The organism is Sorangium sp. KYC3313, from assembly GCF_052075895.1.
Lineage (GTDB): Bacteria > Myxococcota_A > Polyangia > Polyangiales > Polyangiaceae > Sorangium > Sorangium cellulosum_B.
The window spans coordinates 6,968,507-6,988,600 of record NZ_CP197255.1 but is presented as its reverse complement, the minus strand read 5'-3'; the positions used below and the strand labels follow the sequence as shown (position 1 = coordinate 6,988,600).

Genomic DNA, 20,094 nt, shown 5'->3' with positions numbered 1-20,094 from the left:
TTCGGGCGTGAGACGAGGGTGGTCGATCCGCTCGGGCGCGTGACGACGATCCGCCGCGATCTGGCGGGTGAGATCCTCGAGGTGATCGGGCCGGACGGCGCCTCGACGCGCGTGCGCCGCGCGGGCGACGAGCTGAGCTGGACCGACCCGCTCGGCGCAACGTGCATCGTGCGCTTCGACGCGCGAGGGCAGCCTGTCCGGGCGGAGTGGCCCGACGGCAGGACCATCGTCTTCGCGCGGGACGCGCACGGCAACGTGATCGAGCGCGTCGACGAGCTCGGGGCACGCACGCAGGCCAGGTACGACGCGTGGGGCCGGTGCGTCGAGATCCTCGACGCGCGCGGGGGGAGGACGGCGTTCACGTACTCGAACGCCGGCCGCCTGCTCTCCGTGCTCTCGCCCGACGGAACGATCCAGCGGTATGCCCATGACGGCGCCGGCAACCTCGTCGCGATCACGGATGCCGAGGGTCGCACCACGCGCCTGTTCTATGGCGGCTTCCACAAGCTCTCGCGCATCGAGAAGCCGAACGGCGAGATCGTGGAGGTCCGCTACAACCGCGAAGGGTGGCTCTCCTACGTCAAGAACGCCCGCGGCGAGATCTACCGCTTCACGCGAAATCCGGCGGGGCTCGTCGTGGAGGAGCACACGTTCGACGGGCGCGTCACACGCTACGGTCACGACGCGATGGGCCGCGTCGTGTGGTCGAGGAACGGCCTGGGCGAGCGCACGGAGTACGAGCGCGACGCCGCCGGGCGGCTCGTGCGGCGGGTGTTCGCCGACGGGACGGAGGAGTCGTTCGAGCACGACGAAAACGGAGACATCGTGGCCGCGGCGTGCCCTGCCGGGCTGTTCGTGTTCCAGCGCAACCCGAACGGCTGGATCGTGCGTGAAGAGCAGCACGTCGCGGGCGAGCGCGCCGACGCGCGGATCGACTACCGCCTCACGGGCGAGGTCGCCGGACGCCGCACGTCGCTCGGGCACGCGGCGCACTGGACCCACGATTTCGCGCGCGGACAGGTGCAGCTCGCGCTCGACGGCGAGGTCGCCTCGGTGTCCCAGAACGACGTCCTCGGCCGCGAGGTCACGCGTGTGCTCCCGGGCGGGGCGAGGATCGAGGCCGCGTACGACGCGCTGGGGCGATTGTCGGAGCGCAGGGTGATCGCGCGCGCGGCGGCGCCCGCGGTCGGACCAGGACAGCCCGCCTGGGTCGGCCCGGTGCCGCCCGCCACCGTCCGCGCGGAGACGTTCCGTTACACGAGCGACGGGCTCCTCGCGATGCGCTGGGACCAGCGGCGTGGCACCACGCAGTTCTCGTACGATCCGATCGGCCAGCTCGCGCGTGTCTTGCGGGAGGGCCGAGAGGAGGCCTCGTTCAGGTACGACGAGACAGGCAACGTACACGACGTCACGTCCGGCGCGCCGGGGCGCCTGTACGGGCCGGGAGACCGGATCGAGCGCTGCGGCGCCGAGCGCTACGTCTGGGACGCGGAAGGGCGCCTCGTCGCGCAACGCGAGCGCCGCTCCTCAGGGGAAGAGGCGGTGACGCGCTACCGCTGGTCTGCCGCCGGCCGGCTCGACGCCGTGGAGCGGCCGGATGGGACGGTGGTCTCGTTCGAGTACGACCCCTTCGCTCGCCGGGTGGCGAAGCGGCTGTGGCGGCGCGAGGCGGACGGCAGGCGCACGCTCCTCGAGGCGACGCGCTTCGTGTGGGACGGCGGCGCGCTGGTCCACGAGATCAAGCACAGCGCAGCGGCCGGCGGCGCGCCCGTCGTCGAGGAGCGCACCTACGTCTTCGAGCAAGGCTCGACGATCCCCTTCGCGCACCGCGACGCGCGCACGGAGGGCGGCGTACGCACGGTGTCGCCGTGGTGGCACTACGTGAACGACGACGCCGGCACCCCGGAGGCGCTCGTGGGGCCGGACGGCCGGATCGGCTGCGAGCTCCTGCGTTCCCCGTGGGGCGCGGCCGCCGTGGCCGACGGTGCCTCGACGAGCACGCCCATCCGCTTCCGCGGCCAGGCTGCCGACGAGGAGACCGGGTTGTTCTACAACCGCCATCGCTACTACGACCCCAAGCTGGGCCGGTACATCAGCCCCGACCCCATCGGCATCGAGGGCGGCCTCAACCCGTTCGCCTACGCCGCCAACTGCCCCACGTCCGCCGTCGACCCCGACGGGCTGATGTACTCCGTCATCAAGGACGCGCGGGGCAACGTCGTTGCCGAAGGGCACAACCAGGAGATTCCGGGCGGCGGCGTCGGCGGCAGCGGTGTTACACCCCACCGTGGGGCGACGAGCGAACGGACTTCATGCGCAGAAATTACGGCGCTCACGAGCCTCGCTCACAAGATGGGGCCCGAAACGAAGAAGGAGGACATCGCGAAGCTGTTCAACGAGGAGGGGTACACCATCGAGACCTATGAAGGGACCAGGGACGACTACAGGCAGGGCATCCGCTACGGCGCCAATCCCTGTCCAGCGTGCAAGCAGATGTTCAACGACATGGGGATCGAGAAGGGTATCATAGGACATGCGCCGAGGAAGTCCGAGAAAATCAAACCTTGGGACGGCGAAACGACCTACACCCCTGTCTCCAAGGGGGTACTGCAGCAGGCACGAAAGAGACGACGATGAGCGATCGAATGATTGACGGCCCAAAGCCTCCTAGAGGTGCTGTGGATCGACTGCGTGGCCCGGACGGTGGGTACGCGCGGTCGCACGCTGGCCTGGCCGAGTTCTGGCGATGCCTCCATGAAGATGTCCTGGCCCGGTCCGCTTCCGAGCAAGATGCCGATCTCCTCACGGCGCTCGACGGGTGGTTCGCGGAAGGGCCGAGCTGTGCACTCGTCGTCGGCGCAGATCAGAAGAGGCGCACCGAGGTGCTCGCGCGCTGGGCCCTCTCTATGGCGGCACGCGATAGAGCAGAGGTGATCTTTCTCCCGGTGAGCTCGTGCTTCGGAACCGCGGTGGAACGCGAGGCTCTCAAGGTGCTGCTCGGTTTATTTCGAAGCTCGTGGTCAGCGGCATTCTCTCGACCACGCAGCCCTAATGAGCTCCGGTGGTCGATCGCCGGAGCATTGCGGTGGGATCTGGAGATGGAAGATCCTGTGTTGCTCGTAATCGTCGACGGCCTCGAGCGCGCGGCGGACTGGGAGCCTGAGAAGGGGGTACCGTTTCTGGACGAAGCCGGTTTCAGGGTGCGGTTCCTCGTGTCCGTGGGCGTGGAAGGTCCTTCGGCGCGGAGCTCGGACTGGCGTCAGCATCTCGAATGGACGGAGGAGACCTCCGCGGTGCTGCACCTACCAGGGGAGGCCACCGCCGCAGAAGAGGTGGTGCAGCAGGCGCGAGACACCCTGGCCGGGAGCGGGGACGAAGGGCGCGCGGCGGAACGATGCCTCGACGCCCTGGCGACGGCGCTGGCGCCGATATCGAAGGATGCCTTGATCGCGGCGTTCGGGCTTTCCAGCGCGTCGCTCGAGGCGCTCCACCGCGCGCCGCGTCCGGCGCGTGCTCTCGTGGTCCATGCGGACGACGGGACCTACCGCTTCCGCGACGACGCGACGCGCGCGCGCTGGTCTGCATCGGCAGACATCGCGTCGCTCGAAGACGGCATCGTCGCTCGGGGTCTGGCCAGCCTGCGCGCTGCCGGCACTGCCGAGCGTGCTCCTCTCGCCTGGCCAGCTTACCTCGTCGAATATCTGGGAGCCCACATGACGCGGCGAGCGCCTGCGCTGTCCGCCTTCATGGAGCTGGTCTCACCGGCGTGGCTCGCCGCGTGGATGGACAGACCGGGAGGGCTCGTGGGGTTCGTCACGGACGCGCGCCGCGCGCGCGCGACGGCAGAAGAGGTGCTGTTCAACGCGTCCACCGAGCCGGAGCGAGCGGCGGCGTTGAACGCCATCACCCGGTGCGCCGTCGTCGAGGGTGCGCTGTTCGCCAAGGAGGGAAGCCGGCACGGGCCGCGTGACGATCGCGCCCACCCCTACAAGGAGCCGAGCGTGGATCTCGCGAAGCCGACCGCCGCGGCGCGCGCGCGGGCGGTGGCGCTCGTCACGCTGGCAGGTACCCTGGCCGGGGCCGAACGTGAGGCGGTGGAGGCGTGGGCGGACGAGGCGCGGGCTGCGCTCGGCGAGGCCGGCGAGCTCGTGCCGTGTCCAATCCCCTCGTTCTCCGGTATCCCGACAGCGACCGATCCGGCGCTCACGCGCCAACTGCGCGACGCCGCTCCCGACAAGTTCGGGTCTCTTCTCTCCGGCCCTTATCATGAGGCTGCCGCCGCGTGCGCGGGGCTTGAGCCGGAAGAAGCGTTGCGTCTGGCTGGCAGCACGGACGGTGTCCTCCGCGTGACCGCCTTCGCGGCGATCGTGCCGCACCTGCCCGAAGCGCTCCGCGAACGAGCCGTGGCCGAGGTCATGGACGCCTACTGGCAGCATGGGGACGACGACACGCTGCGATCCGTGCTCGCATGTGCGCCGTGGATGGCGCTGGACGACGCCTCATGCGTGCTCTGCGATGTGCTGGGGAACCGGTGGCAGAAAGATTTCGAGAACCTCTTGATCGGCTGGGGCGGGCTCACGGATTTCGCGCCGCTGCTGCGCAGGCTGGGCGGCTCGGCGGCGATCGTCGGCGCTGCCTCCGCGATCGCAGAGGTGGGCCGCTGGTTGCCGTAGCGGCGCCTCGGGACCAGGCCCCGTGTGATGCCCGCGTCGGCGACGCGCCCGCCGGGGACCCGCGCCGCGTCGCCGACGCCCGCCGGGAGACCCGCGCCGCGTCGCCGACGCCCGCCGGGAGACCCGCGCCGCGTCGCCGACGCCCGCCGGGTCACCGCCGCCGCGTCGCCGACGCGCTCCCGATCGCCGCCGCCGCGTCGCCGACGCCCACGTCGCAAAGCTGCCTCCCATCGCCGAAATTCTGCTCGCCTCTTCCGCGCCCGCGCGACCGTGATACCCCCGCCATCATGGGAAAAGCCGCGTTTCTCGCCCGCCGGCTCACGCCGAGCGGGTGCATCGTCGCAGGTACAAGGCTCGCTTCTCACCGAGAGGCGCTGAAATCGAAGAAGATCAAGCTCACTCCCAAGGTCGACGCTGCGGTCCAGTCCGTCATCGCGCGCACCGAGGCCGTCGAGGCGCTCGGGAGCTCCGACGCCACCATGACGGAGATCGATCGCGGCGCCGACCGGTGCATCTCCGCCTTCGGCGCCCAGCTCGACGGCATCGAGCGCTCGTTCGACCACGACGACATCGTGCCACTGAGCAATGACGAGGCTGCGCGCCGTGCCGACGCCGCGCTGGTGCGGTCGGAGGTGCTGTCGTCGGGTACGGGCTTCGTCAAGCTCGTGTACTCCCAGCAGTGGGTGCGCATGAGCGCGATGATCAAGGCGCTCGACGGCAAGGACGTGAAGGCGGCGGTGGAGCGCCTCGGGCTCGCGGCCGAGGTCGATCGCCTCCGGCGCTGGACCGCGCTCTACGGCCAGAAGCTCGGCGTCACCGAGGCGAAGAGCGCGGACCCGGCGATCAAGGCGGTGGAGGCGTGGCACGAGGCCTACGGCACGCTCCTGGTCCAGGTCCACGCCGAGTACGACGACGACAAGGATGAGGCGCACGCGCTCCTCCGCGACCGCCTCCTGTCGCCTTACGAGGACGCGGCGGAAGAGGAGCGGCGCGCCGAGCGAGCCCGCGCCGCGAGCGCCAGGAAGAAGCACGAGCCCGACGTTCCCGCCTGATCATCTCCCTCCCCCGCACGTCAGCCGCGCTCCCGGCGACGCCGTCCGAGCCATGTAGCTTTCGCGGGCTACCGGACGGTGGGCTCGCGATTGCCGCGATTGCACACGCTCGCGGGACCGTGGGACGATCCAGTCACCATGGGTAAGGTCACCGCCCTCCACATGGACACCATCACCGAGAAATCCGGTCACCAGATGACCGGGTTGGCGGTGAGCGTGTGTCTGACCCCGGCCGCGCCCAGCCCGTTGCCCATCCCCTACCCCACCATGGGCACCGTCGCGGAGGGGATCATCGACCCGTGCATGCGCACGAAGATCGAGGGCGCGAAGATCCTCACCGTCGGCGGCTGCATGAAGGCGTGCCACGGCAACGAGCCTGGCACGCTCAAGGAGGTCGTCAGCCTCAACACCGGCGGGCCTTGCTTCCCGTGGCTCGGCGCGCCGAACGTCATCATCGAGCTCGGCATGGCCGGCATCACCGGCAGCATGGGCCAGATGAACAAGAGCATCACCGTCGGCGCCGGCGCCAGCGCGAGCGGCGCGGGCGGGGGCGGCGGTGGTGGAGGGGGCGGCGGCGGCGGCGCCGGGGGCCCGCCCGGGGGCAGCCCGCAAGGCGGCGGCAACGGCGGCGGGGGCGGCGGCGGGAGCAACAGCGGCGCCGCGCCGCCGAGCCCGCCTGCGCCGCCGGGCGCCGAGGGACAAGGAAAGGCTGGCCACCCGGTCGACGTGATCACCGGCGCGATGTTCACGGTGCCCTGCGTCGACTTCGAGCTCGGGGGGCCGCTCCCGCTGCAGTGGGTGCGCCAATACCGCACGTCCGCTGTTCGCCGCCGCTCGGGGCTCGGCTGGGGATGGACCCATTCGTTCGGCTGGACCGCCGAGGTCAGCGAGTCCATCGTCACGGTCTTCGACAGCGAGGGGAGTCCCCTCCACTTTCCACCCGTCAACGACGGCGAGATCGCCTATGCGCCGTTCGGCCGAAGCCTTGAGCGGAGGGGCGCAGAGCTCGTGCTCGCGACGCGGGACGGGGTGGAGCGCGTGCTGCAGCGTGAATCGCAGGGGCGGTACCGCCTGCACGCCGTCCGTGACCGCTCCGGCAACGAGATCGAGCTCTCGTGGGAGGGCGGCGAGCTCGTCGCGCTCACGGACTCCGTGGGGCGGCGGATCGAGCGCGAGCAGGCGGGCAACGTGATCCTGTGGCGGATCCTGATGACCGATGAGAACGGCGCGCAGCACCGCCGGCTCGGGGTCGCGTACGAGATCGACGCGCGAGGAGACCTGGTCAAGGTCGTGGACTCAGGCGGCGTTGCCGTCGAGTACCGCTATGACGAAGAGCATTTCCTCATCGAGGAGCGGCTGCCCGACGGCATGGTCTACCACTTCCGCTACGAGGACGGCCCCGACCGCAAGCGCCGCTGCGTCGAGACGTGGGGCGAGCTGCCCGGCCGCGACATCCTCGCGGAGCTCGGCGACCGCGGCGCCTCCGCGGCGAAGGGCCTCTTCCACGTGCAGATCGCCTACGGACCGAGCCCGTTCGAGTCGACCGTCACCGACGCTACGGGCGGCGTCCACCGCTATCACGGCAACGCGCTCGGGCTGGTCGAGCGGTATGTCGATCCGCTCGGCCGCGCGACCCGCCTGTCGTACGACGCGAACGGCCATCTCGCCACTGTGCAGGATGCCATGGGCTACGTCGACCACACGCGTCACGACGCCATGGGCAGACCGCTCACGGCGACCGATGTCCTCGGTCGCAGGCTGCGCTTTCGCCGGGACCCGCAGGGCAATGCGGTCGAGTTGACCGACCCGGCCGGCGCGGTCTGGAAGATGGAGCACGACGGCGCTGGCCGGCTGGTGCAGCGCACCGATCCGTCAGGCGCCGCAACGCGGTGTGAGTACAACGCCTGCGGGCGCGCCGTACGGACCACCGGGCCGGGAGGGACGGAAGAGGCGCGCTACGATGCCCACGCGAACCTGATCGAGCGGATCGGCGTGCGCGGCGAGACATGGCGCTACACGTGGGATCTCCTCGGCCTCCCCGTGCGCCTCGAGACACCTACGGGCGCGGTGTATGAGCTCTCGTACGACTCCCGGGGCGATATCGTCGAGGTCGCGGGGCCCCACGGGCGCCGTGCTGAGCGCCAGTTTGACGCGCGCCGGCGGGTCGTCGCCGAGCGGCACCCGGGAGGCGGGATCACGAGATCGCGCTTCGTGGGAGATGCGCTCGTGGAGCGCGCCTTCGCGGATGGATCCCGGCTCAGATGGGGTTACGACGCGATGCTGCGCCCCGTGTGGATCGAGAACGCCGCCGGAGAGCGCCACCTGTTCGAGTACGATGTGGCGGGCCAGCTCGTGCGCGAGCGGACCTTCGCCGGACATGAGCATCACTACGAATACGACCTCCTCGGTCGGTGCACCGCAAGGACGGGGGCAGACGGGCGCGCGCTGCGCCTCGTGCTCGACGCCGCGGGGCAGGTCGTTCGGCGGGAGCACCACGACGGGACGAGCGTCGTCCTTGAGCGCGATGTCCGCGGCTTCGTCACGCGCGCCCTCGACGGGATCGCGAGCGTCGAGCTCGTCCGCGACCAGACCGGTCGCGTCGTGCGCGAGACGCAGCGGTGCGGCGGGTGGTCCTTCTCGGTGCAGCACGAGTTCGATTCTCTCGGCCACGAGGTCGGGACCCGCTACTCGACCGGTTGGTACGTCTCGCGCCGCCGGGGTAAAGGCGGTGTCATCGAGCAGCTCACCGTGCACGGCGTCGACGGATCCATCGAGGAGGCGCTGACCTTCGAGCATGGGCCCGAGGAGATCGTGCGGCGCTTCGATCGGCGGACCGGGGTCGCGACCACCCGCGACCGCCTCGGAAGGCCGGTGCGCATCCGCGCGCTCGGCGAGGGCGGCACGTCGATTCGCGAGCGCGCGTTCGAGTGGGCGCCCCAGCCGGGCATCGCGACCGTCGTGGACAGCGCCCATGGTCGCCGCAGCTACACGCTCGATGCGATCGGTCGTGTCCGCCGCGCGAGCGGCCTCGGGGTCGAGGAGAGATACGAGTATGCGGCCCAAGGGACGCCGGTCGCGGGCAACGAGGGCACGGCCTCCATCGGCCGCGGCGGCCGCAAGCGCGCGGCCGGCTCGGCGCGCTTCCTGTGGGACACCAGCGGACGGCTCGCGCAGCGCCTCGGCGACTCGCCGGCGAGCTCGTGGACGTACGCCTACGACGGCGAGAACCGGCTGATCGAGGTGCAGCGGCACGACGGCTTCGTGGTCCGCTTCGTTTATGATGCTTTCGGGCGGCGCCTTGCGCTCCTGCGCAGCGACGGGACGAGCACCTGGTTCGGATGGGATGGCGACTCGATGGTCGAGGAGCGGCCCAGCGCGGGGCATGCGGTGCGCCGGGTCTTCCGGGAGGACGGATATACACCTCTCGCCGAGCTCGCGGACGAGGCCGGCTGGCGGCTCGTGGCGACCGACGCAGCCTCGACGCCCTGGCTCTACCTGAGCGCGGACGGCGCCGTCGCGTCGCTCGATCTCGACCCCCTGGGCAACGAGGTGAGGGTCGAGGGGCGGATCGGGCTGCTCCGGTTCGCGGGCCAGCGCGCCGACGTGGACACCGGCCTCCGGTACAACCGGCACCGGTATTACTCGCCGGAGCTCGGGACCTTTCTTACGCCGGACCCGCTCGGACAGGCCGGCTCGGTGCACGATATCGGCTTCGTCCCCAACGCGACCGAGTACATCGACCCGCTGGGGCTCATCGTCATCATCGGCTACACGGCCAACGACGATCATCCCGACGCGCAGGGGCGTGGCGAGACGCTCCGCGCCGCGCAGGAACGCGGGGCGGCCACCGGACAGCGGGTGGTGCGCGCCGACGAGCTGCGCGGTCCGCACAACCCGGGCGGCATCTCGCTCGAAGGCGAGGCGCACGTGGAGGTCGTCACGCACGGCTCGACCCGCGGCGGCCAGGTCACGTTCCAGAACGGGCAGCGCAACTGGTCGACCGGCCGCCAGCTCGGCGAGGCGCTGAACCAGGCAGGGCTACAGCCAAGCTCGGAGGTCGTTGTCGTCGCCTGCAACGCGTCCACGACCCCCACGGAGCGACCGAGGCAGAGCGTCATCGCGGGCGTCAACCAGGCTACGGGCTGCCCGACCTCGGGGCCCTCGGGGATCGCCTATGTCCGCCCCTACAACCAGCAATACTGCGGAGTTTGCCCGCCGACGCCGGGCGCTGCGGGCTCGGTGGATCTCACGGATGGGCACTGGGACCGCGCGACAGGTCCGCGCGGTGGCACGCCCACGGTGAGCCAGGTCAGCACGCCCAGCTCGCAGCACGCAGGCTCGTGGAGCGATCCCACGGCGCCGACCGGGCGCGGGTCGCACGGCGGCGGCTTCCCCGGCGCGCCGCCGCACCAGGACTGATCACCGGGACGCTGGCGCCCTCGCGAGGACCTCGGCATTCTCGACCCACACCGCGAAGACAGGCAGCTTGCTGCGCCGGGCGAGGACGAGGACCAGGAACGGCATGGCACAGCTGAAGCGCCGCGGGGGTGACATCAGGCCGAAGGAACGCGACGGCGACGGTACGTTTGCGCCCCCATCGTCGAGGCGAAAGCGGATGACCTGCTCGAGAGGGCCCAGGCGAGCGCGCCCGAGGGACGGACTCTCGAACACGCAGTCGGCGAGCTCGCTTGAGCGGGCGGCGCACGCGATGTCGATCACCGGCATGAACAGGCCCTCATCGGCAGAGAAGCGCGCGCGCGGATGCGCGTCGTCTTCCTGAAGAAGGGAGAGCGCGCGGTTGATCGTGCGCGCTAGCGTCGATCCGGCGGGCAACGTGGCCACAATGATCCTGACCTCGGGCTCGGCGGCGCGGAGCTCGACGACGAACTGGTTGTATGCGGCGTCGATCTCCTCGTCCGAGAGGCCCACGAGCTCGGCGTCCGTATAGCGGGGGAAATGCACGAGCGCCTGCGTTGCCCGCGACTGCCAGACGGATTCGGGCTCGTCCGGGCTCGACCACACGCCGAAGCAGGGGACCTGAACGCCGTGGTGAGATCGAGGGAATGGAGCGCGGGCCAGCGGAGGATCGAAGCGCGGGTGCATCGCGAAGCCGCTCCACAGGGCGATCCTGTCCGGGTCCGCGCCGGACGGCGCGCCCAGGGGCCAGTCCACGCCGAAGAGGCGGCAGCTCTCCCGCTGGAGCGCCTCGGCCGAGCTCTCGGCGAGCGGCCCAGCCCAGGCGGCCCAGTACGCCGGGTCCAGGGTGGTCTCGTCGATCAGGCTCTCGCGCATGGCCTGCGCGAGGGGCGCCGCCGGCTCACCGGTCCCGGCAGGCGCGATCTCGAGGGGAGCCCCTGCCAGCGAGGCGAGCCGCTGCCACGCGATCGCGCTCACGCCGGTCCACACGAGGCTCACGCCCGGCCGGTGCTCGACATCGAGGTGAGGGCAGACGCGCACATGGGCGTGCGGCGCGTCGTGGCGGCAGACGGTGAAGGCGGTGGGCGGCATGGCGACAAGGGGAGTTTAATCGCGAACGCCTGCCTCGCACCGAGCGAGCCCACGCCGCCAGCGCCAGGAAGAAGAACGAGCCCGACGTTCCCGCCTGATCATCTCCCTCCCCCGCACGTCGGCCGCCCCCCGGCGAGGCCGTTCGAGCCATGTAGCTTTCCTGGGCTACCGGACGGTGGGCTCGCGATTGCCGCGATTGCACACGCTCGCGGGACCGTGGGACGATCCAGTCACCATGGGTAAGGTCACCGCCCTCCACATGGACACCATCACCGAGAAATCCGGTCACCAGATGACCGGGTTGGCGGTGAGCGTGTGTCTGACCCCGGCCGCGCCCAGCCCGTTGCCCATCCCCTACCCCACCATGGGCACCGTCGCGGAGGGGATCATCGACCCGTGCATGCGCACGAAGATCGAGGGCGCGAAGATCCTCACCGTCGGCGGCTGCATGAAGGCGTGCCACGGCAACGAGCCTGGCACGCTCAAGGAGGTCGTCAGCCTCAACACCGGCGGGCCTTGCTTCCCGTGGCTCGGCGCGCCGAACGTCATCATCGAGCTCGGCATGGCCGGCATCACCGGCAGCATGGGCCAGATGAACAAGAGCATCACCGTCGGCGCCGGCGCCAGCGCGAGCGGCGCGGGCGGGGGCGGCGGTGGTGGAGGGGGCGGCGGCGGCGGCGCCGGGGGTCCGCCCGGGGGCAGCCCTCAAGGCGGCGGCAACGGCGGCGGAGGCGGCGGCGGGGGCAACAGCGGCGCCGCGCCGCCGAGCCCGCCTGCGCCGCCGGGCGCCGAGGGCCAGGCGGCCGCGGGCCATCCCATCGACGTCGTGACCGGGACGCTGTTCACGATCCCGGCGGCCGACTTCACGCTCACCGGGTTCCTCTGGGTCCAGTGGATCCGCACCTACAGCACCTCGGCGGTGCGCCACCGCTGCGGCCTCGGGTGGGGCTGGTCGCACAGCCTCGCCTGGCGCGCCGAGCGCAACGGCGATCACCTCGTCCTCGTCGACGACCAGCAGCGCCGCACCGAGATGCGGCTGCCCGGGGCCGGTGAAGCGCTGCTCCTCCCCCACAGCCGGAAGGTGCACCTCGACGGGGACGCCATCGTCGTCGACCTCGGCGACGACCTCGTGCGGGTCCTCCGGCCCACCGCGGATCCGCGGGCGTACGCGCTCGCCGAGCTGCGCGACGCCTTCGGCAACAGGGCCACGATCGCGTGGGAGCAGGACGAGGTCGTGGCGATCACCGACTCGGTCGGCCGCCGCGCGGAGGTCTCCCGCGACGGGAACCTGCGCATCTGGTCCGTCGCCGTCGCGGACGAGGGCGGCAAGGAGCACCGCCGGCGCCTCGTGACCTACGAGCTCGACGGGCGCGGAGACCTCGTCCGGGTCATCGACGTGGGCGGCGCGGAGACCCGGTTCAGCTACGACGACGAGCACTACCTGCGCTCGGAGACGCGGGCCGACGGCGTCGTCTTCCATTTCGTGTACCAGGACGCGGGCGGCGAGCGGCGCTGCGTGGAGACCTGGGGCGAGCTGCCCGGCGGCGACCTCCTCGCCGCGCTCGGCGCCCCCGAGGCGCACGTGGCCGGCGGTCCCCGCGGCATCTTCCACACGCGCGTCGTGTACGGGCCCGAGCCTCACCAGACGACGGTGACGGACGCCCTCGGCCACGTGCATCGCTACCAGGGCAACGCGCTGGGCCTCGTCGAGCGCTACGTCGACCCGCGCGGCTACGCCATGCTGTTCACGTACGACGGGGTCGGGCGCCTCATCGCCGTCACCGACGGCGCCGGGACCACACAGCGGCGCCGCCACGATCTCGCCGGACGGCTGATCTCCATCAGCGACGGCGGCGGCACGGTCCGGTACCAGACGGACGAGGAGCAGCAGGGCGTCACCACCATCGCCCCGAACGGCCACCGCTCCACCGAGCGGCGCAGCCGGGGGCGCGTCGTCGAGATCGAGGACGCGCGCGGCAAGACGACGGCCGAGTACGACGCGCGCGGCAAGAACACGAAGATCACGTACCCGAGCGGCCTCGTCGACACGCTCGAGTACGACGCGCACGGCAACCTCGTCCGCTACGCCCAGGGAGAGCGCGTGTGGACCTACGTGTACGATCTCCTGGGCATGCCCGTGCGCATCGAGTCGCCCGGCGGCGCGGTGACGTCGCTCGAATACGACTCCTCGGGCAACATCGTCAGCGCCGTGGGGCCGAGCGGGCAGCGCACCGAGCACGCCTTCGACGGGCTCGGGCTGCGCACGGCGACCTCGTACCCCGGCGGCGGCCGCGCGCACTACCGCTACGTGGCCAGCGCGCTCGTCGAGCAGGTGCTGCCGGACGGCTCGCGCTGGACCATGGGCTACGACGCGCTCCTCCGGCTGAGCTGGATGCAGAACGCCGCGGGCGAGCGGCGCTCGTTCGAGTACGACGCGTCCGGCAACCTCGTCCGCGAGACGACGTTCACCGGGCTCCAGTACCGCTACGAGTACGACGGCGCGGACCGGCTCGTGTCGATCCTCCGCCCCGACGAGTCGATCGTGCGGCTCTCGCGCGACGGCGCGGGCAACGTCGTCGCGCGAGAGTACTCGTCGGGCCTCGTCGAGCGCTTCGAGTACGACGCCCTGGGGCGCGTCGCGCGCGCGACGAACGGCGCCTGCACGACGGAGCTCGCGTACGACGAGCGCGGCGCGATCCTGCGGGACACCCAGACGTGCGGCGGCTTCACGTTCGTCACGAGCTACGACTACGACGAGGGCGGCCAGCTCGTGGCGCGCCGGTACTCGTCCGGCTGGCGCGTGGCGCTGGAGCACGACGCGTACGGGCGGGTCGCCGCGATGGGCGTCGGCCATCCGGACGCCGCCGAGCGCTTCGTCTTCGAGCGCGACGAGCAGGACGGCGAGCGCGCCCGCCGGCGCGACGGCGGCGCCGGCGCCATCCTGACCCGGCGCAACGCCGAGGGCTTCCCGGTGGAGATCCAGGTGGAGGGCGCGTCGGGCGACGTCGTCCGCTCCCGCGCCTACCGCTGGCACCCGGTCGGGGCGCTGGCCGCCGTGATCGACAGCGAGCGCGGCGAGCGCCGCTACGAGCTCGACGCGCACGGGCGGCCCGTGGACGTCCGCGGGCTCGGCGCGACGGAGGCGTTCTCCTACTCGCCGCACGGCACGGCGATCGCGCGGGGTGAAGCGTCGGTCGGCGCCGGCGGGCGGCCGCGCGCGGCGGGCGATCAGGTCCTGACCTGGGACCGGCTCGGCCGGCTCTCGGGCCGGGACGCGCCCGATCCGCGGCGCACGTGGCGGTACGCCTTCGACGAGAGCGATCGGCTGACCGAGGCCGTGCGCGGCGACGGGCTGAAGGTCCAGTACATCTACGACGCGCTCGGCCGCCGCGTGGCCGAGATCGTCGGTCAGGGGAGCACGTGGTTCGGCTGGGACGGCGACAGCATCGTCGAGGAGCGCGCCTCGGGCGGGCAGGTCACGCGCCGTGTCTTCGACGCGTCAGGCCACATGCCGCTGCTCGAGTCGCAGGGCGGCGCGGGCTTCCGCCTCGTGGCGACCGACGCCGCGGGGACGCCGTGGCTCACCCTCGACGCGGCCGGCGAGATCACCGAGCTCGATCTCACCACCTGGGGCGAGGTCGCCCACGAGCGCGGCGAGCCGGGCGCGCTCCGCTTCGCCGGTCAGCGCGCCGACGAGCTCACCGGCCTCCACTACAACCGGTACCGCTACTACGCGCCCGACCTGCGCGTGTTCATCACGCCGGATCCCATCGGCCTCTCGGGCTCGCTGCAGGAGATCGGCTTCGTCCCGAACCCGACGCTCTTCATCGACCCGCTCGGGCTGCTCACGATCATCACGGCCTCGAACGATCCCAAGCTCCACAACGCCTACTATTCGCAGTACGCGGCGAAGTACCCGGGCGCGACGATCCTCAAGCCGAACCAGGTCGTGCCTGGCAGCCTCAAGGGGGAGACCGATGTCGTCGTCGACACCCACGGCTGGCCGGGCGGCGTCGAGTGGGCGGGGAAGAGCATCTCCGGGGCCCAGCTCGCGGACAAGCTGAACGCCGCCGGGTTCAACGGGAAAATGCCCGGAGCGCGCGTGGACGTCGTCACGTGCAACGGCGGGACGAAGCCGAACTTCATGGGCCGCAGCGTCGCCCAGGCGGTCGCGGACCGGACCGGCGCGACCACCTCCGGCGCGACAGCGAAGGGCGTCCCCGGCGTGGCCTCCGCCGGGGCGATGGGCAACGCGGGCGCCTCCGGCCTGGTCAGCGGGATGCCCACCGGCCTCGGGTCTGGCAACGCCCCGGGCAACCTGCACGTCAGCGGCGGCGGACACCTGATCAAGGACATCAAACCGCGCTGGTACACGTTCGGGCAGTGACGGGCGGCCCGCCGCTCAGGGCGCGCCGGCGGTCGCGCCCTCCAGCGCCTCCGGTGCCGCGATCCAGGCGGCGAGCCGCACCTCGTCCTGCGGCGGCGCGCCCAGGACGACGACGAGGAACGGGCCGTCGCACACGAAGTAACGCTCGTACATATCGCCGCGCCCGAGGGTGATCGGCCCGGGCTCGATCGGCGGGAGCGCGTCCCAGCCGAGGCGAAAGCGGACGGCATGGCGGGCGTCGCCGATCCGGCGGCCATCCCCGTCCGCGAGCGGCTTGCCGATAAGCTCCTCCTGGACACGGATCGCGCACAGATCGAGCGGGGGGATCCTCAGCGCACAGTTCCAATCGAAAGGCTTCTGTCCGAACCATCTCCGGAGCCAGCTCCGCGACCTCCGCACCGACGCGACGACCTCCGCGACAGCGCCCCCGAGCGTCTCAGGGCGCGGGCATCGCGCGACAACGACCCGCTCATCGTCCTTGGCGTCGAGCTCGATCACGAAGTCATCGAGGCCGCGGTGACGATGCACCAGGAGCTGCGCCGCGGCCCTCGACCTCGTCACATCGTCGACATCCTTCCAGAGCCCGAAGACAGGCACGACGTGCTCGCCGAAGCGGATGGCCTCAAGCTGGCTGGCGAAGGGCGCTGCGAACGACGGGCGCACGAACGAGAACGCGTACGCCCCGAGGGCGTCCCCGGGCGCGCTCTCCGGCAGAGTGCCCTCGGGGACGGGGCCGAACCGACGCGCGATCTCCTGCTCGATGTCCCGGAGCGCTTCTTCTGCGGGGCCGACGCGCGCGACCGACCACGGCGACCCGGTGGCGCGGGGTACGGTGAACACCTCTCCCGCTCGCTCCTCGAGGGGAAAGTCTGGCGAAAAGATCAGGTTCAGGTCTGGAACGATGGGGGACGATAGCGACGGCACGAGCACGGTCGCGCGGCTCATCGTGGGCATGAGGTCCTCTGGTCCTGGAAGGAGGCGGATAGTATACCGCCCTCCTCCTCCCTCATCGCCGCGCCCGCGACGACCATGGACCGAGCCATGCCGCTGCCCGATTTCCTCCCTGCGCTGCTTCGTCCGGAGCTCGCCGAGCTCCACGCCTACACCCCGGTCGCGGGGCACTTCCCTGTGCGCCTCGACGCCAACGAGAGCCCGCCGCTGCTCTCGGCCGAGGCGCGGGCGGCCCTCGCGCGCGCCGCGGCGCCCGAGGACTGGGGACGCTATCCCGACGCGCGCGCCCTCGATCTCCGCGAGGCCATCGCCGCCCACTGCGGCGCCGAGCCCGACGAGATCGTGGCCGGCGTCGGCTCCGACGAGGTGATCTCGATCGTGCTCACCGCGCTCAGCCGCCCGCGGCAGGGCGCGGACGCGGCGAGCGTCGTCACGGTCAGCCCCACCTTCGTCATGTACAAGCTGAGCGCGCGCGCGCGCGGGATGCGCGTCGTCGAGGTCCCGCTCGACGCCGGCTGGGATCTCGACGTGGCGGGCCTCGCCCGCGCCGTCGATTTCGCGCGCCCCAACGTCGTCTTCATCGCCTCGCCGAACAACCCGACGGGCGCGCTCATGTCGGAGGACCGCCTCGAGGCGGTCGTCGCCGCGGCGAGGGACGCCCTCGTGATCGTCGACGAGGCGTACATCGACTTTGCCCCGCGCGACCAGCTCGCCCTCCTGCGCAAGCACCCGAACGTCGCCGTGCTGCGGACGCTCTCGAAGATCGGCCTCGCGTCGCTGCGGATCGGCTGGCTCATCGGCGCCCGGGAGCTCGTGGCCGAGCTCGACAAGGTCCGCCAGCCCTACAACCTGCCCACTCCGTCGCAGCGCGCGGCCGCCTTCGCCCTGCGGGAGCTCGGCGGCGAGCTCCGCCGCGCCGCCGCCGCCGTGACGGCCGAGCGCGGGCGCGTCGCGGCCGGGCTCGCCGAGCTCGGCCTCTCGGTCGCGCCGAGCCACGCCAATTTCCTCTGGATCGGCACGCGCCGCCCTGCCGGCGAGGTCTTCGAGGCGCTCGCGGCGCGCGGCGTCCTCGTGCGCAGCTTCCACGCGGCGGGCGGGCGCCTCGCGCACCGGCTCCGCATCACCGTCGGCCTGCCGGAGGAGAACGATCGCCTCCTCGCCGAGATCGCCGCGTGCGCGTAGCCGTGCCGCCCTCCGCCGCGCGGCGCGCGCCGCGCGTGGTCCTCGCGACGTTCGCGGAGATCGCGGCGTTGACGGCGTTGACGGCGTTGACGTCCATTGCCGGCTGCGCCGCGCCCCGGGTCGCGCGCTCGATCGATGGCCAGATCATCGAGGGTCGTACCATCGCGGCGCACGCCTATGCGCTGTATGCGATCGGCGCCGAGGCCGAGGCGCGCGGCGATCTCGCGACGGCGCTGGAGGCGTACGAGCTGGCGGAGGACGGAGACCCCGACAGCGCGGACATCTGGACGCGTATCGGGAGCGTGCGCTGCCGGCTCGGGCGCGGGGAGGCCGCGGGGGCCGCCTTCGAGCGCGCCCGCGCGATCGAGCCCGACTACGAGCCGGCCTACCGCGAGCAGGCGCGCTGCGATCTCGCGGCGGGGCGGCTCGAGGCGGCGCTCGGGCGGATCGATCGGGCGATCCTGCTCGATCCGGATCGTGACGACGGCGCCCTGCTCCGGGCCGAGATCCTGCGGCGGCTGGGCCGCACGGACGACGCGCGCCTCGCCTTGCGGGCGCTCGTCGTGCGGCGCCCCTGGTCGACGGAGGCGTGGCGCGCGCTGCGCGCGGCGGCCGTCGAGGCGGGCGATCGCGCGGTGGCCGAGCAGGCTGCGCGGCGCCTGAGGGAGCTGGCTGCGCCGGGGGCAGCCGTCCCGGGGCGGCGGATGCCGTCACGGGGGCAGCTGGCCGAGGTCGACGAGGCGCTCGTGCTGGGCCAGCTGCGCCGCGCCCGCCGCCTGGCGCGCGACGCGGATCTGACGCCCGCCGAGGTCGCGGTGCGCGCGGCCGCGCTGGGCCGCATCGGCGAGGCCCGCGAGCAGGCCGAGCTCGTCTCGGCGGCCGATCCGGCGAGCGCCTCGGCGCTCGTGGCGCTCGCGGTGGCGGCCGATCTGAGCGGCGATCTCGACGCGCTGACCCGGGCCTGCGACGCCCTCGACCTGTCCGCGGCGGCGGGCGGCCCCACCGTGGCCCCCTCGCGGCTCGCCCGCCTCCTCTTTGCCGAGCTGCTCTTCCGTCGCGTCGGCCGCGACGCCGCGCTCACCTGGCTCGGCCCGTCGCTGCCGCCCGCGCTCGGCGCCCCGGATACGCTGTCCCAGGAGGTCGAGCAGCGCGTCCACCGGGAGCTCGCGGGCGGCGCGCGTTGAGCGACACGGGGAGCGCGAGCCCCCGCCGTGTAGCTCAAGGCGCGCGCTTGGTGTGCGGCTTCTCACTGTACTTCTTGAGGTCGAAGTTGAGCTCGAAATCGAGCGTGTTCTCGCCCTCCTTGATCTCGATCTCCCGCTTCACGTCCTGATCGATCGCCGGCAGCAGGGCGGCGGTGAGCACCTTGCCCACGGGGATGCCCTTGATCTCGTACTTGCCGTCGAGCCCGGTCACGTCGTGCGTCGCGAACTTGAGCACGAAGACCTCGGCCTTGAGGAACGGCTTCGGCAGCTTGTCCACGAGGTGGTAGTAGCCTGGCTGCGGCGGGTAGAACTTCACCGGGTCGCCCTGGGGCACGGCGACGAGGACCGCCATGAACGGGGCGCCCTCGAGGTTCGGCATGTACGGCTCCAGGGGATCGAGGTTCGCGACCTCGAGCCGCTGACCATAGGACATGACCACGGTCCGCTTCGAGAACGCGCACCCGTGGATGGTCACCTTCTCCGCCTCCTCGCGCTCCGGCACGTAGCCGCTGTAGTTGACGACGGTGACGAGCGCGTCGGCGACCCCGTTCTGCTGTCCCACGCGGAACAGCCGCCCGTAGGTCGCGGCGGCCTCGCCGCACTTGCCGATCGGAAAGCTGAGCCCTGTATCGGGCGGCGGGTCGCCCTTGATGGTGACGCGTCCTCGCAGCGTCCCCGTGGGCCCGCTGTACGGCGCCTGTCGCTTCGGGTTCATCACCTTCGCGACGTCCTCGGAGGTCAGCGAGATCTCGTGCGCCTCACCCGCCCCGGCCTGCGCGCTCCCCACAGCGCCGGCGCTCGCGCTCCCCGCGGCCGCCGGCGCAGCGCTCGCGCTCCCCGCCGCGGCCCCTGCGGCCACCGGCGCCGCGCTCCCCGCCGGTGTCGCGCTCCCCGCGGTCGCGCCGCTGCTCGCGTTCCCTCCCTGACACCCGAGCGCTCCGAGCAGCGCGACGCACGCCGCTCGCATCCTTCCATCCCCCGCACTTCTCTGCAGCTTCTCGCCGGTTCGCATCGGCGCCGACTCTAGCAACTCGCGCGCCCCGCGCAGCACCGTGGTTTCGCTACCGAACGAAGCCCGAGCGCCACGACCGCCGGTACCCCGTTGCCATACGAGTTGGCAGCGCTCTTCTCAGCGC

Annotated in this window: 10 protein-coding genes; 7 read left to right on the top strand and 3 right to left on the bottom strand. The window is 72.1% G+C overall.

Going from position 1 to position 20,094, the window contains the following annotated elements:
• Positions 1–18: 18 nt before the first annotated feature.
• The 4 genes from ACSRUE_RS27130 to ACSRUE_RS27115 all read left to right on the top strand — a co-directional run bounded on the left by ACSRUE_RS27130 (position 19) and on the right by ACSRUE_RS27115 (position 10,144).
• Positions 19–2,637 (top strand): RHS repeat-associated core domain-containing protein, encoded by a 2,619-nt coding sequence (locus ACSRUE_RS27130; protein ID WP_441286117.1) that lies wholly within the window; start codon positions 19–21, stop codon positions 2,635–2,637.
• Positions 2,634–4,673: a hypothetical protein gene (locus ACSRUE_RS27125; RefSeq protein WP_441286116.1), complete on the top strand. Its 2,040-nt coding sequence runs from the start codon at positions 2,634–2,636 to the stop codon at positions 4,671–4,673. Before ACSRUE_RS27130 ends, ACSRUE_RS27125 begins: the two co-directional genes overlap by 4 nt.
• A gap of 287 nt (positions 4,674–4,960) precedes the next feature.
• Positions 4,961–5,725, top strand: coding sequence for a phosphoenolpyruvate--protein phosphotransferase (locus ACSRUE_RS27120; protein WP_441286115.1), 765 nt, complete (start codon positions 4,961–4,963; stop codon positions 5,723–5,725).
• A 138-nt stretch (positions 5,726–5,863) separates the two neighbouring features.
• A complete protein-coding gene (locus ACSRUE_RS27115) occupies positions 5,864–10,144 on the top strand; it encodes a PAAR-like domain-containing protein (protein ID WP_441286114.1) in 4,281 nt (1,426 codons plus the stop codon).
• Here ACSRUE_RS27115 and ACSRUE_RS27110 read toward each other — a convergent pair whose 3' ends face one another.
• On the bottom strand, positions 10,145–11,233 hold the full coding sequence (locus tag ACSRUE_RS27110) for a hypothetical protein (RefSeq protein WP_441286113.1): 1,089 nt from the start codon (positions 11,231–11,233) through the stop codon (positions 10,145–10,147).
• A 235-nt stretch (positions 11,234–11,468) separates the two neighbouring features.
• Here ACSRUE_RS27110 and ACSRUE_RS27105 point away from each other — a divergent pair, with 235 nt between their 5' ends.
• On the top strand, positions 11,469–15,620 hold the full coding sequence (locus ACSRUE_RS27105) for a PAAR-like domain-containing protein (protein ID WP_441286112.1): 4,152 nt from the start codon (positions 11,469–11,471) through the stop codon (positions 15,618–15,620).
• Positions 15,621–15,635: 15 nt separating this feature from the next.
• On the opposite strand, the gene ACSRUE_RS27100 is transcribed toward ACSRUE_RS27105, so the two are convergent.
• Positions 15,636–16,565, bottom strand: coding sequence for a hypothetical protein (locus ACSRUE_RS27100; RefSeq protein WP_441286111.1), 930 nt, complete (start codon positions 16,563–16,565; stop codon positions 15,636–15,638).
• 96 nt (positions 16,566–16,661) lie between these two features.
• Between ACSRUE_RS27100 and hisC the strand changes: the two genes are divergently transcribed.
• A complete protein-coding gene (gene hisC / locus ACSRUE_RS27095) occupies positions 16,662–17,753 on the top strand; it encodes a histidinol-phosphate transaminase (protein ID WP_441286110.1) in 1,092 nt (363 codons plus the stop codon).
• On the top strand, positions 17,744–18,937 hold the full coding sequence (locus tag ACSRUE_RS27090; protein ID WP_441286109.1) for a tetratricopeptide repeat protein: 1,194 nt from the start codon (positions 17,744–17,746) through the stop codon (positions 18,935–18,937). Before hisC ends, ACSRUE_RS27090 begins: the two co-directional genes overlap by 10 nt.
• A gap of 34 nt (positions 18,938–18,971) precedes the next feature.
• Here the strand turns inward: ACSRUE_RS27090 and ACSRUE_RS27085 are convergent, their stop codons facing one another.
• Positions 18,972–19,925 carry a hypothetical protein gene (locus tag ACSRUE_RS27085; protein ID WP_441286108.1) on the bottom strand — a complete coding sequence of 318 codons (954 nt, stop codon included), beginning with the start codon at positions 19,923–19,925 and terminating at the stop codon, positions 18,972–18,974.
• Positions 19,926–20,094 lie beyond the last annotated feature (169 nt).

Coding starts and splice junctions, on each gene's coding strand:
- ACSRUE_RS27125 (WP_441286116.1), top strand. CDS start 2,634: ATGAGCGATCGAATGATTGACGGCCCAAAGCCTCCTAGAGGTGCTGTG.
- ACSRUE_RS27120 (WP_441286115.1), top strand. CDS start 4,961: ATGGGAAAAGCCGCGTTTCTCGCCCGCCGGCTCACGCCGAGCGGGTGC.
- ACSRUE_RS27115 (WP_441286114.1), top strand. CDS start 5,864: ATGGGTAAGGTCACCGCCCTCCACATGGACACCATCACCGAGAAATCC.
- ACSRUE_RS27110 (WP_441286113.1), bottom strand. CDS start 11,233: ATGCCGCCCACCGCCTTCACCGTCTGCCGCCACGACGCGCCGCACGCC.
- ACSRUE_RS27105 (WP_441286112.1), top strand. CDS start 11,469: ATGGGTAAGGTCACCGCCCTCCACATGGACACCATCACCGAGAAATCC.
- ACSRUE_RS27100 (WP_441286111.1), bottom strand. CDS start 16,565: ATGAGCCGCGCGACCGTGCTCGTGCCGTCGCTATCGTCCCCCATCGTT.
- hisC (WP_441286110.1), top strand. CDS start 16,662: ATGCCGCTGCCCGATTTCCTCCCTGCGCTGCTTCGTCCGGAGCTCGCC.
- ACSRUE_RS27085 (WP_441286108.1), bottom strand. CDS start 19,925: ATGCGAGCGGCGTGCGTCGCGCTGCTCGGAGCGCTCGGGTGTCAGGGA.